9 protein-coding genes are annotated in these 14041 nt (G+C 62.8%); 6 read left to right on the top strand and 3 right to left on the bottom strand.

The window, feature by feature from the left end:
• Window positions 1–109 precede the first annotated feature (109 nt).
• Window positions 110–1624, bottom strand: coding sequence for a dynamin family protein (locus tag Thiosp_RS22050; RefSeq protein ID WP_201069323.1), 1515 nt, complete (start codon window positions 1622–1624; stop codon window positions 110–112).
• Window positions 1625–2022: 398 nt separating this feature from the next.
• Here Thiosp_RS22050 and Thiosp_RS22045 point away from each other — a divergent pair, with 398 nt between their 5' ends.
• The 6 genes from Thiosp_RS22045 (at window position 2023) to Thiosp_RS22020 (ending at window position 10869) form a co-directional block, all read left to right on the top strand.
• Entirely contained in the window at window positions 2023–3237 is a 1215-nt protein-coding gene (locus Thiosp_RS22045; protein ID WP_201069324.1) for an efflux RND transporter periplasmic adaptor subunit, read from the top strand.
• Window positions 3238–3380: 143 nt separating this feature from the next.
• On the top strand, window positions 3381–7553 hold the full coding sequence (locus Thiosp_RS22040) for an efflux RND transporter permease subunit (protein WP_201069325.1): 4173 nt from the start codon (window positions 3381–3383) through the stop codon (window positions 7551–7553).
• A 197-nt stretch (window positions 7554–7750) separates the two neighbouring features.
• Complete coding sequence (locus tag Thiosp_RS22035; protein WP_201069326.1) at window positions 7751–8470, top strand: hypothetical protein; 720 nt, start codon at window positions 7751–7753, stop codon at window positions 8468–8470.
• A gap of 111 nt (window positions 8471–8581) precedes the next feature.
• The gene (locus tag Thiosp_RS22030) at window positions 8582–9217 is read left to right on the top strand and encodes a nucleotide-binding protein (RefSeq protein WP_201069327.1); all 636 of its coding nucleotides are present in this window, start codon (window positions 8582–8584) and stop codon (window positions 9215–9217) included.
• Between the two features lie 113 nt (window positions 9218–9330).
• Window positions 9331–9900 carry a hypothetical protein gene (locus Thiosp_RS22025; RefSeq protein WP_242519052.1) on the top strand — a complete coding sequence of 190 codons (570 nt, stop codon included), beginning with the start codon at window positions 9331–9333 and terminating at the stop codon, window positions 9898–9900.
• A 45-nt stretch (window positions 9901–9945) separates the two neighbouring features.
• Entirely contained in the window at window positions 9946–10869 is a 924-nt protein-coding gene (locus Thiosp_RS22020) for a 5'-nucleotidase (protein WP_201069328.1), read from the top strand.
• 3 nt (window positions 10870–10872) lie between these two features.
• Here the strand turns inward: Thiosp_RS22020 and Thiosp_RS22015 are convergent, their stop codons facing one another.
• Together Thiosp_RS22015 and epmB are read right to left on the bottom strand one after the other, a co-directional pair.
• Window positions 10873–12657 (bottom strand): EAL domain-containing protein, encoded by a 1785-nt coding sequence (locus Thiosp_RS22015; protein WP_201069329.1) that lies wholly within the window; start codon window positions 12655–12657, stop codon window positions 10873–10875.
• 164 nt (window positions 12658–12821) lie between these two features.
• Window positions 12822–13940 carry an EF-P beta-lysylation protein EpmB gene (gene epmB / locus Thiosp_RS22010; protein ID WP_201069330.1) on the bottom strand — a complete coding sequence of 373 codons (1119 nt, stop codon included), beginning with the start codon at window positions 13938–13940 and terminating at the stop codon, window positions 12822–12824.
• Window positions 13941–14041 lie beyond the last annotated feature (101 nt).

Here is a 14041-nt window from a genome sequence, read left to right as displayed (position 1 = left end):
TGTCGTACGCATAGGGTGGCCGGCAGCTGAGGCGCTCGACCTCTGAGTCTGGCCGTTCTGCCGCGCTGGCCAGTGTTCCGGGCGATCAGCCGGCACCGAGGCCGACGCTTCAGCCCTTGCTCTCGCTAGCGACGGCGTCTTCCGGCGGTGGCTGCATTGCGGCGGCCGGGTCTTTGATGCCCTTGGGGTTGGTGAAGCGCTCGTTCAGGCTCTGCACATAGGCTTCGCAGTCGTTCAGCACTTTGGCGATGCGGCCCTCACTCCATTGGCTCCAACCCACGGGTTTGCCGGTGAGCAGCGGGCGCCAGTCGCGGGTGTTACGCAGGAAGGCTGCGGCCGGGTCGCCGGGCATTTTCGCCGCCTGTGCCTTTTTGCGGATGCCCGGCAGCATGGCCATGATCATCAGCTTGCGCACAAGGAAATGGGCGCCGATGAGCAGCAAGATCATGCCAATTTCAAGTCCTTCGAGTCCCCAGCCGATGCCGACGTCTTCAAGCGACTTGAGCCAGCCGGGCTGATAGTGCAGCCCCTGCCAATGTCCGGCGCCGATGCTCCAGAACAGGAACAGAAATGCCAGGCCGGCAACGATGGCGCCATCGGCCAGCAGGGTGCGATTGCGCCAGCGCGAGACCGATTGGGCGAGTAGCGGGATGGTCTCGTCGTTGAGCGCGGTGGCGGTCTTGCGCAGGGTGGCGATGATGCGATAGGCGCGCTCGATTTCCACTTGATCGATGCGCTGGTAGATCTCATCCATGTCGCGGTCGCGCTTTTCCTCGAACCGCTTGCGCCGGGCCGGGTCGGTGATGGGGGTGCTCGCCTCGCGGCTGAAGACGGTGTAGAAACGCCCGGTGGTCAGGCCAACTTCGCCGAGGGCGCGCAGCCAGGCGGCGACCACGTCCTCCGGGTTGTCCTCGCGCGCGGCGGTGTCCATCTGGTTGAGTATGTAGAGGAACTTGCTCGAGTCGCTGCGCACCATGGTGTCCGCCACCAGGTGTTTGAGGGTATCGCGCATGGCGCCCGGTTCCGGGTGGCGGGCGTCGAAGAACACCAGCACCAGATCGGACAGGTCGATCATGTGGTTGGTCAGGCTGAGGATGGCGGTGCGCTGGGCATCGGCGTCGAAGCCGGGGGAGTCGATTAGAATCTTGCCGCGCAACCGCTCGCTGCGACAGGTCTTCAGTTGCAGGTAGGCGTCGATGCGCTTGCCCTCGCCGCCGGCAACGCGCTCAATCTCGCGCGACATCTGATAAAAGGGAAAGCGCGGGTCGGAGTCGAGCGACACCCCGGGCAGGGAATGGCTTTGCTCCTCGGGGCTGTAAACGACGACGGTGAAGCGATCATCGACCGCCTGATTGCCGGTGCGCTGGATACCCTGATCAAGATAATTATTGATGAAGGTGGACTTGCCAGCGGAGAAGGTGCCGAGAATCGAGATCAAGGGCCACCAGGGGATTTGGCTGGCAAAGGAGCGATTGGTCTCGAGCAGATCCATCTCGTAGGCGACGCTGTCGAGCCGCCGAAAGCCCTGCACGGCATTGAGCAGAATGGGGTTCTCTTGCTCAAGATGAGACTCGAGATCGCTGATGCGCTGTTGTACGCTTTCTGATCCGACCGCCAGGGGCATTGGGCTTCTCCTCCGGGTTGGTGCGATTATTGTTGGTGCAATTTTGTCGGTGCAATTTTTGAGGCGACCTTGAGATTCAGGACCGCTTGCTCGGCAGCCGGATACTATACGCTTTGCCGGGCTGAAGGTAGTCTTCCTGTGGCGACGGGACTCATTCTAGGGTGCCTGAGGTTCTGCCATGGAGTCGTCAAATTGTTGACTCGGCTTGAATTGTCGAGGGGATTTCAGGATACTGCCGAGTCGCACGGCGGCTTGGCTGGCGTTCTGCCGGCATGCGCTGGCAAAATTGCCCAGCAGCAATCGCCGCTTAGGGTCGATTAGCGCAGCTTTGCCGCCTGCTTGCGTTCGAAATTCAATTTATCCATTCAACCTCTAGCTCATCTTCAGGTGCCCGACTGATGGGATTCAAAGCAAAACCCGTGCTTCAAATCGCCAGTCGCTCGCTGGCTGCGGCCGCTCTTGCCCTGCTGGGGCTCGCGCATCAGGCGGCTGCCTCCGACGAGACAATCGTGGTGCGGCAGGCCGAAGGGTTCCCGACAATGTCGGTTGGCGGAACCGTGATGCCTTACAAGGAAGTCACCTTCGCCGCGCAGATGCCGGGGCGGGTTAAGTTCATTGCTGGTATCGAGGGCGACAAGTTCGAGCAGGACGATGTGCTGGTGTCCATCGATTCGAGTGAACTCGAGGCCAAACGCGAGGCGTTGCTTGCACAGATGGCCTCGGCCGACGCGCAGATTCGCAATGCCGACGTGCAATTTAACCGAGAGCTGTACTCGCCGCGCTCGAAGTCTTCGCCGGGCGGCATGGGGGTGCCAAATCTCTTCGATCAGATGTTCACCCGGCCGATGGAAGATTTCGTCGGTGAACGCGATCAGGACACGGAAATGGCTGCCGATTTATACCAATCCCGCACCCAGGTGCGCGAGGCGCGCCACCAGATGATGCGCCTGCAAGCCGAGCTGCGCGCGCTCGATTCCAAGTTACGCGACGCGCGCTCGATCGCGCCCTTTGATGGCGTAATCGTCAGCAAGCCGGTCGAGGTGGGCGACACGGTGCAGCCGGGCCAGCCGCTGCTGAAGTTCGCTGACATGGAATACTTGCAGGTGGAGGTCGATGTGCCGGCGCGGCTGCGCTCCGGCCTGCGTGAGGGCATGATGTTGCGCGCCGAGCTCGACATCCCAGCCGGCGTGCCGGGTGCCGGGCTAGGCGGGAGGGTAGTTGGCTCGCCCAATGTGCCGGTGCGCGTTGCACAGATTTTCCCGATGGCTGATCCGCAGCGCCACACCATCAAGGTGAAGTTCGACCTGCCCCAAGGCACCTCGGAGCCTGGCATGTATGCCACCGTGCTGGTGCCGGACTTCAATGCGCCGGCGCGCAGCAGCCCGATCGTGCCGCGCTCGGCCATCCGCTACAACGGTAGCCTGCCTGGCGTCTATGTGTTGAACGAAGACGGCCGCCCGCAGTTGCGCCTGGTGCGCGTGGGTGACTCCAGCCCAGATGGCGGTGTCTCCATCCTGAGCGGCCTGCGCGCCGGCGAGCGGATTCTGGCCAACCCCGGCCCGGGCGTGGCTAGCGGCTGGTCCTCGGGTCCTAATGACAGGGATGCGCATTGATGGCGTTGCCGGGGCTACTGATCCGCGGCCTGTCCGCCCCGGCCGGGTGATCGCGAGCCGCTGGCCAGAACGAAGCTGAGCAGACCAAGCTGAGCAGACCAAGCTGAAATGACTGATCCAACGGGTATGACTGAATCACGCTCATGAGCCAGGACGATAAGCACCCGGAAGGGGATGATCCATCCAATGACCTGACCGCCAACGGTTCTTCGGCAAGTCGATCGGCTGGAGATAGCCCGCCCCAGAAGACGCCCTCTAGCAATGGATCATCTGGGAACGGATCTTCTGGTAATGGAGCAAAATCCGGCGAGAATCTTGGCCTGGCCGGCAAGACCGCCCGGGCCTTCATTCATTCGCCCCTGTCTCCGCTGCTCTATGTCGCCATGCTGGCGATGGGGCTGTTGGGACTGATCGCGACACCGCGTCAGGAAGACCCGCAGATCTCGGTGCCCATGATCGACATCATGGTGCAGTACCCGGGGGCCTCGGCGCAGCAGGTGTCGAACCTCGCGATGCAGCCGCTTGAGCGCATCATGAGTGAGATTCCGGGCGTTAAGCACGTCTATTCGGCGGCGCAGCGCGGCCAGGGCATCGTCACCGTCGAGTTCGAGGTCGGCGAGCAGATGGGGCCCTCGCTGGTTAAGGTGAACGACAAGATCGCGTCCAACATGGACAAGATCCCGCCCGGTGTGATGCCGCCGATGGTCAAGACCAAGGGCATCGACGACGTGCCCATTGTGACCCTTACGATTTGGTCGAAAGATGTCGACGGCAACGGTCAGCCGGATGTCGACGACGGCCAGTTGCGGCTGCTGGCGCAGGACGTGCTGCAGGTGCTTAAAGAGGTCAAGAACACCGGCAATAGCTTCATTGTTGGCGGACGGCGCGAGCAAATCACCGTCGATGTCTGGCCGGAGCGCCTTTCAAGCTATCAGATCAGTCTCGGGCAGGTCGCCAACACCATCACCACTGCCAATGCCGAGACCACCGCCGGTGGGGTGGAGTCAAGCGGCTCGCATTTTTCGGTGACCACCGGGTCCTTCCTGAAGAATGCCGATGATATCAACCGGCTGGTGGTCGGCACCTACAACGATGTTCCGGTCTATGTGCATGACCTCGGGCGGGTGCGTCAGGGACCGGAAGACGCCGACCAAATGGTCGCCTACTACACCGGGCCCGCGGCGCCCAAGGGGCTGGTGGCCAACGGCGAGCCGGCGGTCACCATTGCAATCGCCAAGAAGCCGCTGACCAATGGCGTCACCGTCGCCGACGCCATTATCGAAAAGGTGGAGGAGCTGCGCGGCACGCGCATTCCTTACAACGTCGAGGTTAGCGTCACCCGCAACTATGGCGAAACGGCGGATGAGAAGGTCTCGGAGCTGATCTTCAAGCTGTTCGTCGCGACCTTCTTTGTCTTTCTGCTGGTGCTGCTCGCCTTCCGCGCGCTCAAGCCGGCGATTGTGGTCATGTTGGTCATCCCGGTTGTGCTCTTGATGACCATTTTCGTCGCCTGGATCACCGACTACACCATTGATCGGGTGAGTCTGTTCGCGCTGATTTTCTCCATCGGCATTCTGGTCGATGATGCCATCGTGGTGATCGAGAACATCTACCGGCGCTGGCTCGAGGAGGGCAAAACCGACGAGTTTACCGCCATCGACGCGGTGCGCGAGGTCGGCAATCCGACCATCCTCGCGACCTTCACCGTCATCGCCGCGCTGCTGCCGATGGGCTTCGTCAGCGGCATGATGGGGCCTTACATGGAGCCCATTCCGGCGCTCGGCTCGGTGGCCATGCTGATCTCATTGTTCGCGGCCTTCGTCTTCACGCCCTATCTGGCCATTTCCAACGGGCTGCGCCCGTCGATGCGCTATCTGGAGGTGGCCGAGAAGCGTGAGCACCGCGAGGGTGAGAAGCTGCAACGGCTCTACCAGCGCATTCTGATCCCGCTGATCGAGAACAAGCGCAAGCGCAGGATTTTCCGCTTGTCGCTCTGGGGTACTTTCCTGTTCACCTGCAGCTTCTTCTATTTCAGCTGGGTGCCGGTGAAGATGCTGCCCCTGGACAACAAACCTGAGTTCTCGGTCGTCATCGACATGCCCGAGGGCACGGCGCTGCCCGTCACCGCCAATCTCGCCACCCAGATGGCCAGCCGACTGCGCGAGCTGCCGGAGGTGACCGCTATCCAGCTCTATGCCGGTACTGCACGCCCGTTCGATTTCAACGGCATGGTGCGGCATTACTACTTGCGCTCAGAGCCTTGGCAGGGCGAGCTGCAAGTGCAGCTCACCAACAAGCATGATCGCGACCGCTCGAGCCATGAGATCGCGGTGGCTGCGCGCGACATGCTCAAACCCCTCGCTGAGCAGCGCGGGGCGCGCATCGCAGTGGTCGAGATGCCGCCCGGGCCGCCGGTGTTGCAAGCCGTGGTGGCGGAGATTCACGGTCCATCCGACCAGGTCCGGCGCCAGTTCGCGGCGGACATGACGGAATTCTTCGAGCAAGCTGAAAGCACGCGCGATGTCGATAACTACATGCGCGACAGTTTCGATTACTGGCGCTTCCATGTCGATACCGAAAAGGCCGTGCGCCGCGGGATCTCGGTCGACCGCATCAACCAGAACCTGGCCATGGCCCTGGGCGGGTCGCAGCTCGGGGATGTCAAGCAAATCTCCGGGCATGAGCCTATTCGCATTGTCATCCAGGTGCCGCTGGCGGAGCGCTCGCAGATCGAGACCTTGGGGGATCTGCCGGTCCAATCCGACGCAGGCTTTACCGTGCCGCTGCGTGAGCTCGGTCGCTTCGAGCGGGTTCCGGAAGAGGCCATCATTTACCGCAAGGACTTGCGCGGAGTTGAATTTGTTGTCGCCGACGTGGGCGGCAATCTGGCGGCGCCTGTCTATGCCATGCTGCAAATCGGCGACGAGATTGAGGCGGCCGACTATCGCACCCCGGATGGCAGCAAGCCTGAGGGTTACTGGCTGGGGCCGCCCCCGAGCGACCAGGTCTCCGGTTGGGAATGGACTGGCGAGTGGACGGTCACCTTCGAGACCTTCCGCGACATGGGCGCGGCCTTTGGCGTGGCCTTGGTGCTGATTTACATCCTGGTGGTGTGGGAGTTCGGTAATTTCCGCATTCCGTTGATCATCATGGCCCCCATTCCGCTGACTCTGCTCGGCATCATCCCGGCGCATTTTGTGGCCTTCCAGTTGGGCATCGGCGGCGAGTTTACGGCGACCTCGATGATCGGCTGGATCGCTCTGGCCGGCATCATCGTGCGTAATTCCATACTGCTGGTGGACTTCTCCATCAACGAGGTGCAGAAAGGCGTACCGGTGACCGACGCGGTCGTGCGCGCCTGCACCACCCGAACCCGGCCAATCGTGATCACCGCGCTGGCGCTGGTGGCCGGCTCGAGCGTGATCTTCACCGACCCGATCTTCCAGGGCATGGCCATCTCGCTCGCCTCTGGCGTGCTGGTCTCGACCATCCTAACGCTCATCGTGATCCCGCTAGGCTGCGTGGCGGCCAGCAAAGACCTGTGCGACGTCGCTGTGGCCTCGGCACCGCCTGGGGTGCAAGTCCCCTGCGGTCAGATGGCCACCGGTGGAACTGGAACCTTGCCGTCCGGGCCGGTCGCACCGCCTGCCAAGCCGAAAAGTGCCGCTGCCTCCAAGCTGAAATATCTTGGCGAAGGCCTGCTGATGATTGGCTATGCCCTGCGCGGTCTCGGACTGTTGCTCTACAGCCTCGCCAAGGATGCTTGGAAGAAGCATCGGGCGGCGCAAGCGGCCAAGAGTCCAGTTCAGGCCGCGGAAGCTGTTTCCAGGCGCAACGCGTTGCGCGTGCGGGCCGAAAATGCTTCCGATAAGGACAGTGCGCGGGCTAACGCGCAGCCGGCCAGGCAGCCAGCAGAACAAGCAGCACAGCAAGCGGCGCCCGCTGCGGCCGAATCAGAAAGCACGGGCGAGCAGGCGGCCAGTGCCGAACCAAGTGCGGCTTCCTCAGCGGCGGCTTCCAATGCAGCAGCAGAGACAAAATCGCCGGCCAGAAAGACGGCAACTCGAAAGACGTCGACCCAAAAGGCGTCAGGCCAGCAGGCCGCGGCCAAAAAGACAGCGTCGGTGAAGAAGACACCCGCTAAAAAGACAGCGGCTGCGAAAAAGACAACAGCAACCCGTTCCAGTGGCACGGCTGCAGCCGGGAAGGATGCGGAAAGCAAAACGCCAGCGGCATCCACCGGGCGCAAGAGAAGCGCGAGCCGTCGCGGTATCCGTCTGAAAACCGATGACGATCAAGGAGACACGGGCGAATGATGGGCATCGCAGGTGGCGTGTGCCCTGAACCAGCAGGCGGAATCAGCATCCGTGCTGGCCGCGGCCATGAACCTTGCCCCGAATCACCGAGTTTCATTAGCCGCGCCGCATTGGGCCATCCCCGTTGTGGTGAGCCCAGTCGTGGTGAGCGCAGGCGTGGTGAGCACAGTCGAGACGAGCAGTGCGGCGGGGTATCCATGTCGCGTCTTGTCGCTGGGCTGGCCTTTTTCGTCTCGCTCCAGTTTTCGTTCGCCTCGGCCATGGCATGGGAGCCGCACGCCAATGCTGACCGCTCGGGCGACCCTGGCTGGTATCGCGCGGGGCAATCACCGGAATACGGGACAGCGGGAACTGGCTACTCGACCGGGGGCCGCTCCGGCGGTGAGTATCCCCGGGTGACCTATCCGAGCGGTGCTTACCCCGCGGATGCGTATTCCGGCAGCGGTGGTGACTGGTCTGGGTGGAGCGCGGAAACCGGTGCTTATGGTCAGCCTGCGCCTTCGCAGCCCAATGAGCAAAGTGCTCCAGCGGTCGATCCCTCTAGCTCGCAGCCTACCGCCGGATGGCCACCGCAGACAGGGGAGCCCTGGGGCGATGCGCAATCGGTTCCCTTTTATTATCCCAATGAGGCGGGCAGCGGTTATCGATTTCGCGGGGACGGGGAGTCGCGCAATGATGGGGCCGCTCCCCAGTGGCGGGGCGGGCCGCAACCCGCGGACAGATTCAGAGGGTATCGCTTTCGCGAAGATGAGCGGCTGGATGTGCGCGGACAGCGGAACACGGTCGATTCTGCCTATCGCTTTCGCCCGCTGGAGGCCGATGACGGCGACTCGGGTTCGGGCCGAGGCTTCCGGGAAGATTCCGCTTATCCATCCGTGCCTGGTTATGACTTCCGTCCTAGTGACTCGGGGCGCTGACCTTTTGCTTACTGTTACCGGGGCAGCCCGATTGCTGCCGCGGGGCTGTCGTGTGAATCACACCGGTTTATTGCCGCGCGTGGGTAGGACAATGAACCTTTGGATAACGGCATGATCACTGTTGTTGGAACCTTAAAAGGCGGTTCGGGCAAGAGTACCCTCACCTTCAACCTGGGGGTGTGGCTTGCGATGGCCGAGGTAGATGTTCAGTTGATTGACGCCGATCCCCAGGCCACCCTGACCGACGTCAATCAGGTGCGCGTCGAGGAAGGATTCGAGCCGACGCTGCGCGTGCGCGATAAGGCTGCACTGAACAAGGATGGGCTGGCGGAGGCCGCCGAGACGCTGATCGATATCGGCACCTCTGACATGGACTCGGTGCGCCTTGCGCTGTCCCTGTGTGACAGGGTGCTGGTGCCGGTGCCGCCCTCGCAGGCGGATATCTGGTCGACTCAGCGCTTTGTGCGCCTGGTCGAGTCGGTCGAGCGCGATGGCGAGGGGCCTGAGATTTTGGGCTTTATCAATCGCGGCGATACCCATCATGCGGTGCGCGAGACCGACGAAGCCGCTGCTGCGCTGGTGTCGCTGAATCATTTGCGCTTCGTGCGCAGCCGGCTGTCGTTGCGCACGGTGTTTCGCCGCTCCTTCAGCGAGGGGCTGGCGGTGTTCGAGCTCGAGTCGCGCGGCAAGGCGGCGAAAGAGTTCAATGCCTTGGCCGCGGCGCTTTATCCGCATTTGCTGCGCTAAGGCCAATGATGTGCCCAGTGCTGTGCCCAGTGCTGTGCCAAGCCGTGCCTGCGTCAGAGAGGCGCGCGACAGCAGGGATGACCCAATTGTGAGGCGGAACGGGTAGTACAGACATGATGAAAGATCACCGAGAGGAAACCGGGTCGCTATTAGAGTCCGGTCGGGCGGAATCCGGGCACGCGCGGAGGCCAGAACCAGGTGATCCGCAAGCGACGCCCGAGGAGACCAGTTCCGAGGTCAGGGCCAATGCGTTCGCGGTCGATCGTCTGTCACAGGCGTTCGAGACCAGCGCCCGGCGCTGGGAGCTGATTGTCTACCCGTCGCTCTTCGCCTTCATCATTCTGGCCGCCTATGGGTTTTATCTGGTCTTTAGTCTGGCCAAGGACGTGCACTATCTCGCGATCAGTGTCGACTCCAACATGACGGTTTTGGCCAGTAATATGCAGTCTGTTTCCGATAACATGGTGCAGATCAGCAATAACGTGCGCAACATGACCAGCTCGGTCGATGCCATGGAAACCCATTCGCGGACGCTTGAGCCGATGCTGTCGAACATGGAAAGTATGACCGAGTCGATCCGCTCCATGACCTACACGACAGCCACTATGCGCGATGACCTCGGCGGCATGAATCGCAGTATCGGCCGGCCGATGAGTTTTATGAACAACATGATGCCGTGGTAGCCAGGATAGAATTAGCCCGCGCCGGCCGGAGCCGGCCTGAGCGCGATGTCTGAGCCGCAGTCGGACATCCGCTTGGTCGTCGCCATCTCGTCTCGCGCGCTGTTCGATCTCGCTGAATCCCATCGGGTGTTCGAGGATCAGGGCATTGGCGCCTACCATGAGTATCAGGTCGCCCATGAGAGCGACGTGCTCGAGGAAGGGGTCGCCTTCCCGCTGGTCAAAAAGCTGCTCGCCCTCAACGAGCGCCTTGGCGATCGTGGCCAGATCGATGTGATTCTGCTCTCGCGCAACAGCACTGACACCGGGTTGCGGGTGTTCAACTCCATCCATCACTATGGGCTTGAGATTGCCCGCGCCGCCTTCACTAGCGGGGCAAGCCCGTACCGGTACGTGTCCGCCTTCGGGGCTCACCTGTTCTTGTCAGCCGATCCCAGCGACGTGCGCCGCGCCCTGATGGCGGGCTGCGCCGCGGCGACCATCTGGGCGACACCGCCGTTTGCTGCCGTGCGCGAGGACGATGAGCAATTGCGCATCGCATTCGATGGCGATGCGGTACTGTTTTCTGATGAGTCCGAGCGCATCTTCCGCCGCGATGGGCTTGCGGCCTTCAATGCCAACGAGGTCGCGGCCGCGCGCGAGCCCCTCTCCGACGGTCCGTTCAAAGGCTTTCTGCTGGCCTTGCAGCGGATTCAGAGCATCTTTCCGGCAACTGAATCACCCTTGCGCACGGCGCTGATTACCGCACGCGGGGCGCCCTCGCACGAACGCGTGATTCGCACCCTGCGTGCTTGGGATATTCGTATCGACGAGGCGCTGTTTCTGAGCGGACTCAGCAAGGGGCGTTTTCTCAAGGCCTTCGATGCCGATATCTTTTTCGACGATCAGGAGACACATTGCCAGGATGCAAGCACCCTGGTAGCGACCGGGCATGTGCCTTTGGGAGTGGCGAATCCGCCGGATTCTGCTTGAACGTCAGTCGTTCAGCTCGAAGACGGACGAAGGCCGGCCGAGCAATTTTCCCTGCACATAGTCGGCGCCGGCACTCCAGATGGCGGCTAGGATGCGCTCATCCTCGATGCAGCCGGCAATGCTGCGAATTCCGCGCGACTGGGCAGTGGCAAACAGGTGCTTGACGCGCCCCTGCTTGAGCCGATCCTTGGTGAGATTTTCGGTCAGGGACGGGGACAGGCGCACAAAATCCAACGGGAACTCGCTGAGCAGAAGCTCCGAGTCGGTGTTGCGCCCGAAGCTTGAGACGACGACCTTGCTTTTGACTTGCCGGAGTCCGGAAGCCAAGTTGACCACGGAGTCCCCCGCCGCGCCGATGTCTTGTTCGCTGATTTGAAAGCTGACCCAGTTGCCGCGAATATTGCACTGGCGCAGCTGGTCGCAAATCCAGATCAGCAGTTCCTGGTCTTGCAGCAGCGCTGCGGACAGGCTTAGCACGAAGTGCGCGCGATGGCCGGCCTGGCGTCTGTCACCGAGCTCGCGCAGCGCATGCGCAATGACCCAGCGGTCGACTTCAGGCATGCGCCCGGAGCGGGCGGCGGGTTCGAGCAGGTCGTCGGCGGCGCGGAAGGCGCGGTTATCGTCAAGCAGGCGCAGCAGCACGCTGTATCTTTCCTGGCTATCGCCGCGCAGGCTGATAATTGGCTGATAAGCGAGCTTGAAGCCGTCTTTTTCCAGTGCGCGCTCGATCTGCTCGATGAGCTCGTCATCGCTGAATGGGAGACCGGACAGGGGCTGCGGCTGCTCGCTCAGATCCGGCAGGGGCTCTTCGCTGGTTGCGAGCGTGAGCGGCGGCAGGTCGCCAAGTCCCGGGCGCCTAGGTGGCACGGCTGAGGGTTCTGAGGAGAGCTGCAGCGCAAGCGGTTCGTCTTGAGCCGTTACTTTTGCAGCAGGGGCGGGAGCATCCGCCGGCGTCGATACAGATGGCGGCGCGGATGCCGGAACGGATGGCGGAGCAGATGCAGATGCAGATGGCGGCCGCGATGCTGGTTCGGGTGTTGGCCCTGGCGCTTGCTGATCGCCGCTTGGCTTAAGCGTTAGGTCAGGCGCGGATTCTTGCAATGGCGCTAGTGCGGGAAGGGCATCGGCGCTCGTGCCTGCGGGGTCAGCGCTGCTCGGGCTTGGCGTTTGCTCCGCGGCCTGAGCGTCCAGCAGGGGGTTGAGCGCCTCGCGATATTCGGGAGACAGCAAGTCCATTAAGCCAGAGGCTGAGGTGCTGGATGCATCCGCGCCGCCGATCAACGAGCGCATCGCAGCGCGCGGATCGAGGTGTCGGCCGGACTGTAAGCCCTCGCCGCCAGCTTTGAGTAGTGCCTGGAGATGGCGCTCGCTGCGTTTCAGGCGTTCGCGCAAGGTCGCGGCTTCCTGAGCAGTGGCCCAGATGTGCCATTCGCGCGTGACGGCCCGCACCAGGGCGGCTTCATCTCCGGGTGTCAGTAGGCCGTGGGCGCCTGCACGCAGCAGATGCATCGCATCGGCATCCAGCTCGCCGGGGGCGGAAATGACCAACAGCGGAACGCGCTGATCAGTCTCTGCGTAAGCGGCGGCAATATCTTTCGCTGGGACTGCCTCGCCGATGCAGGCGAGAATCAGGTCGATGTGGCTGGCGCGAATGATGCTGCGGGGATTCAGGGAGAATGCCCCGCGCACCGGCACCTTGGCGCGCTTGATCGCGGCCAGCACGCCCTCAGCGTCGGCCGCCGCCGCGGCCAGAATCAGGAGCTGCAAATGGTTTGCCGGATTGGCCATCCCCTAACCTGTGCCGTTGATACTAAGTTGCTCGCTCTGGCGCTCGCGTGCCGCGTTGCCGGGCGCCGGCTATGGTGTTCGCCGGCGATATCATGGGTGTCGCGGCGCCGTCCGGCTGATCGCTTGTGCATCAAGTGCGCGCATGCCCTGCCTGCGCCGCCATGTTATACCTGACTCGGGCTATCCGCGAGTCTGTTTCGCCAACTGCCATCGCGCGCGCTTTGATGGCGCTGCAGGCTTTGCTCCAGTGGTGTTTTGCTGGCGGCGCCGGGTTCTTCTGTCACCACTCTGGGCATCAGATAGCCAGGTAGTCGGGCGCGCAAAGCGTCGGTCAGGGCGACACAGGTTGCCAGCGGTAGATCGAAATGCGCGCTGCCCGCGACCCGGTCGAGGCGGTGCAGGTAGTAGGGCAGGACACCCAAGGCAAACAGCTCTTCGCTGAGTTGCTGCAGGACCTCATGCGAGTCGTTGACCCCGCGCAGCAGCACGCTTTGGTTGAGCAGGGTGATGCCGGCGTTGCTTAGGCGGGTTAGCGCTACCGCAGTAGACTCGTCGAGCTCGCGCGGGTGGTTGGTCTGCACCACCAGTACCCGCTGCAGTCGGCCGCGCGCGAGCAGTTTGCACAATTGCGGCTCTATACGAGTTGGCAGCGCTACGGGGACGCGGCTATGCAGGCGAATGCGCTTGAGGTGACCAATGCCATCGAGCGCCCGCAGCAGCGCATCGAGACTGCGGTCATTGAGCAGCAAGGGGTCGCCGCCGCTTAGAATTACCTCATTGATGTCGGGGCGGGCGGCGATGGACTCGATGGCGTGCTTTGCCCGCTTGCGATGATTCAGGCTGGCCCCGAACGGAAAGCAACGCCGAAAGCAATAACGACATTGAATGGCGCAGGCACCCGTAACCAACAAGAGCGCGCGCCCCGGGTACTTGCACAGCAGGCCGGGGGAGTGCTGGGCACCGAGGTCGCCGACCGGGTCCGGGCCGAATTCCGGCGGGGAGCGGGTTTCCTCGGCTGTCGGAAGAATCTGGCGCAGCAAAGGATCATCCGGGTTGCCGGGCTCGATCCGGTCAATCCAAGCTGGCGGCGCGCACAATGCCTGGAGAGTGGCCGCGCGCGCGCCCTTGGCAATCAGCGCCGGGTCGAGGTCGAGTCGACGGCATAGGCTGGGCAGGTCGCGAATGCTGGCGCGCAGATCCGCTTGCCAACCGCTTCGTCCAGGGGCTGTTTGGTGGCCCGGGCGCGCATCAGCCTGCCATTGATGCCCGCTTCGCGCTACCATTGGCGGTCGCTCCCGGGCGGCGCCGATTGAGTCGGCCAAGATTTATTCGATCGCAGCGCTGGCACTGGCGGCTTAGCCCCAGTGGGACGGCGGCTGCGGTA

The organism is Thiorhodovibrio litoralis (assembly GCF_033954455.1).
Taxonomy (GTDB): Bacteria; Pseudomonadota; Gammaproteobacteria; order Chromatiales; family Chromatiaceae; genus Thiorhodovibrio; species Thiorhodovibrio litoralis.
This window is presented reverse-complemented; position numbering and strand designations above follow the sequence as displayed.

Coding starts and splice junctions, on each gene's coding strand:
- Thiosp_RS22050 (WP_201069323.1), bottom strand. CDS start 1,624: ATGCCCCTGGCGGTCGGATCAGAAAGCGTACAACAGCGCATCAGCGAT.
- Thiosp_RS22045 (WP_201069324.1), top strand. CDS start 2,023: ATGGGATTCAAAGCAAAACCCGTGCTTCAAATCGCCAGTCGCTCGCTG.
- Thiosp_RS22040 (WP_201069325.1), top strand. CDS start 3,381: ATGAGCCAGGACGATAAGCACCCGGAAGGGGATGATCCATCCAATGAC.
- Thiosp_RS22035 (WP_201069326.1), top strand. CDS start 7,751: ATGTCGCGTCTTGTCGCTGGGCTGGCCTTTTTCGTCTCGCTCCAGTTT.
- Thiosp_RS22030 (WP_201069327.1), top strand. CDS start 8,582: ATGATCACTGTTGTTGGAACCTTAAAAGGCGGTTCGGGCAAGAGTACC.
- Thiosp_RS22025 (WP_242519052.1), top strand. CDS start 9,331: ATGATGAAAGATCACCGAGAGGAAACCGGGTCGCTATTAGAGTCCGGT.
- Thiosp_RS22020 (WP_201069328.1), top strand. CDS start 9,946: ATGTCTGAGCCGCAGTCGGACATCCGCTTGGTCGTCGCCATCTCGTCT.
- Thiosp_RS22015 (WP_201069329.1), bottom strand. CDS start 12,657: ATGGCCAATCCGGCAAACCATTTGCAGCTCCTGATTCTGGCCGCGGCG.
- epmB (WP_201069330.1), bottom strand. CDS start 13,940: ATGGTAGCGCGAAGCGGGCATCAATGGCAGGCTGATGCGCGCCCGGGC.